This is a genomic window from Aquibacillus salsiterrae (assembly GCF_028416595.1).
GTDB lineage: Bacteria > Bacillota > Bacilli > Bacillales > Amphibacillaceae > Aquibacillus_A > Aquibacillus_A salsiterrae.
Genome location: NZ_JAMQKC010000049.1, coordinates 1 through 2,898, shown reverse-complemented (window position 1 = coordinate 2,898; position 2,898 = coordinate 1). Strand labels below are relative to the sequence as shown.

Here is a 2,898-nt window from a genome sequence, read left to right as displayed (position 1 = left end):
TGTAAATGTCAACGATAGAATGTACATTTTTGATTGTTTAAGTATGCACAATTTAGTTAATAAACTAAATCAAAGTTTAGCCTCTAACTGATATGCAACTGAGTGGATCCACTACAAATTGACCATATATTGATCATGTTCTCGTAAATCAAATCGAGTATTTCCCATTATGACATACCATTTACTCGCTAATTCCAATTGGCAAAGAAGGGCATTGCTCCCAATGTATAACTCAAAACTTTCCCCGCAATGAAGAACGTATTCTCTTCCGTCTAGATTAACGAACCATTGGTCTCGCCCCTGATCATAACGCATCCTAGTTTTGTTCATTGTTCTTCTCCATTCTTTTTGCGTCGAATCTGCCGAAAATGTATTCCGTCAGATTGGCTGACTAATATTCCCCTACCTAATTTTAAAACTAGGCAGGGACCTTTTTGATTAAAATCACATAATGTCTATTGGATCTTCTAAATGTTCCTTTTCTTTTTCTAACGATGATACTTTGCCTTTAGTTCATTATTTCCTCTAGTAATCTTTCGATTTTTAGTCTGGTTATCAATTCCTTCTTCGTACGCTGTCCCTTTTCCATCTGCACCAGTCGTTAAACTGATAAAGATCATCCTCTGATTCGATTGCCTGTATGTTTGGTACTGTTCTTATTCATCCACAATCAACTCCTTAGACAGTGCACACTGTATGAACAAAAGAATTCCATTGCTTCTTTTACCGGCATGCATCTAATCTATCTCCTTTACATTAATTGACTTTGTTATTTTTCTTTGGCAAAATGGTCTTTAAGACGGTAAGATTCTCCAATTATGTTCACTACAGTGGCGTAATGGAGGACTCGGTCTAAGATGGCATTGGCTATTTTAGTGTCCTGGAATATATCTCCCCAATCTTTAAAATTTGCGTTTGTTGTTAGTATCGTACTTTTCTTTTCATACCTCATATCGATAAGTTGAAAGAATAACTTGGCGTCTTCTGAATCGATTGGTAAGTAACCAATTTCATCAATAAGAAGCAATTTATATTTCGAGTAATGTTTTAGCCTAGTTTCGAATCGGTTTTCAAGTTTTGCCTTTTTCAGATTCATAATTAAGTCATTGCACTTTATAAAATATGTGCTCGTTCTTTTCTTAGCTGCTGCGATTCCGATAGAAGTTGCTAAATGAGTTTTTCCTACCCCACTGGGTCCCAAGAAAACGATATTCTCTTGCGACTCAATAAAACGCAAAGTTGTAAAGTCTAGTATTTGCTGTTTATTAATTGATGGCTGAAAATCAAAATCAAAGTCTTTGACCTCTTTAAAATGCGGGAATGCCCCCATTTTAACCATTGACCTCATCATATTTATTTCTTTCATATCAATTTCATAGTCTGTAAGTTTCACTAATGCGTCTGTAAAAGATAGTTGATTGTTTGTCATGAAATCAATTGTTTCGTTCAGGTGTGCAAGCATTTGCTTTAATTTCAGGTACTCCAAGTTTTTTTGAAGTTTTGAATAACTGCTATTCATTTTTATACACCTCATCAATCGCCTCAAGGTTTTTCCTAGCTAGTTCATCAATATCATCTTCGCTTGCGAATGGTAGTCCTCTAGCTAGCGCTTCCGTATAATGTTCTGGCTTATAGTTGATTTTTTGTTGCCGAATCAGGTGTTGGACAATTAAATCCGTGTTATAATAAACAAAGATATGGTTATCATATAATTGTAGCCCTACAGTTTTCCCAATGTATCCAGCAGGGACTGAATACTGGTTAGACTTGTAGGTGATCATGTTCGAAGGGTTTACCTTTACGAGTTTATGATCAATTTTATAGTGGTCTCTTATTCTTTCATTTGGTAGTGGGGATAAGAGATCCTTTTCTTTTTTAAAAGCTAATACAGGTATCTTTCCTGATCCTTGGTTATAGCTATTATTGATTCGATTACACAGCTTTTGTACAAATTGATGTAGTCCCTCATAATCGAATTTCCCTTGATAAGCATGAATCTCATCAATGAATTTCATTGGAGACTCTACCTTTCCCTTCGTTTTAGGCCTTCCAGCTATACAGGGCCTTACCTCAAATCCCATGTCTTTGGAGAATTGATAAAAGCGTTCATTCACCTTTCCTTCATGAAACTCTGTTCGGGACTCATCCATAACAGTTTTCATATTGTCTGTCACGATCGTCTTCGGGACTCCGCCAATGGCTTCAAAACATTCCGTCAGGAAGGACAATAACACACTCTGAGATTTTGAAATGGATAAGTGAAATATTCGGAACCTCGAATGGGCAAGTAATAGCACGCCCACATTTACATATAATATTTCTCCGTCTTTGGTGACATATCGAATATTTTCTTTCCAATCTAGTTGTGCTTGTTCACCTGGAGGTGTTTCAAACCGAATTACTTCTTTGGTATCACTCTTTCGTTTTCCTGAATCAAAATAACTTTGAAACTCTGTTTTTTTTAATATGTAGGCTCTAAAAGCCGCCTGTGAGCACTTTAATCCATGATTATCTGTTAGATACTGCCATAGAATTCTTTTATAAAAAAATACTTGTTGAGACTCTCCGGATAGAAGTAACGATATGGTTTCATAATATTCATCTATTTTTGATTTGCGATCTCGAGAAGTTTTAGGGCTAAAACCATCGAGATATTTCTCTATCGTCCTTCGATCCACCCCCATATCTCGAGCTAATTGACTCTTATTGATTTTCATCTTTGAACTCTCCATTAACATTTTTAATTTTGGTAAATCTGAAAGATTATTAATTTCGATATCTGTATTCACAATGATTGCGATATGCACAATATTCACCTCAAGAATATTATGCGGTTAAGCATCCATATTGTACATTTTTAAACAATCATTTATGTACATCCTTAGGGTATCATTTATA

Annotated in this window: 4 protein-coding genes; all 4 read right to left on the bottom strand. The window is 35.4% G+C overall.

Annotated features, from left to right (window positions below; translation table 11 throughout):
• Positions 1–111 precede the first annotated feature (111 nt).
• Positions 112–330: a DUF5348 domain-containing protein gene (locus tag NC799_RS18125; RefSeq protein WP_272447837.1), complete on the bottom strand. Its 219-nt coding sequence runs from the start codon at positions 328–330 to the stop codon at positions 112–114.
• A gap of 158 nt (positions 331–488) precedes the next feature.
• Positions 489–620: a hypothetical protein gene (locus tag NC799_RS18120; RefSeq protein ID WP_272447836.1), complete on the bottom strand. Its 132-nt coding sequence runs from the start codon at positions 618–620 to the stop codon at positions 489–491.
• Between the two features lie 149 nt (positions 621–769).
• The gene (istB, locus tag NC799_RS18115; protein ID WP_272447835.1) at positions 770–1,519 is read right to left on the bottom strand and encodes an IS21-like element helper ATPase IstB; all 750 of its coding nucleotides are present in this window, start codon (positions 1,517–1,519) and stop codon (positions 770–772) included.
• Positions 1,512–2,807: an IS21 family transposase gene (gene istA, locus NC799_RS18110; protein ID WP_272447834.1), complete on the bottom strand. Its 1,296-nt coding sequence runs from the start codon at positions 2,805–2,807 to the stop codon at positions 1,512–1,514. The genes istB and istA overlap by 8 nt, the downstream gene beginning before the upstream one ends.
• Positions 2,808–2,898 lie beyond the last annotated feature (91 nt).